The organism is Carboxydocella sp. ULO1, from assembly GCF_002049255.1.
Lineage (GTDB): Bacteria > Bacillota.
Genome location: NZ_BDLQ01000046.1, coordinates 1 through 221 on the forward strand (window position 1 = coordinate 1; position 221 = coordinate 221).

1 rRNA gene is annotated in these 221 nt (G+C 56.1%); it reads right to left on the bottom strand.

Going from position 1 to position 221, the window contains the following annotated elements:
* Window positions 1-221: ribosomal RNA gene (locus ULO1_RS07790) — 23S ribosomal RNA — on the bottom strand; the annotation flags it as partial.

Consider the following 221-nt stretch of genomic DNA (forward strand, 5'->3'; position numbering starts at 1 on the left):
GGGCAGGCGTCAGCCCCTATACGTCAGCTTTCGCTTTGGCAGGGACCTGTGTTTTTGGTAAACAGTCGCTTGGGCCTCTTCTCTGCGACCGCTAAATGCTCCAGACGCTTGGCCCTTCACACCCAGCGGCACTCCTTCTCCCGAAGTTACGGAGTCATTTTGCCGAGTTCCTTAACGAGGGTTCTCTCGCTCGCCTTAGGATTCTCTCCTCACCTACCTGT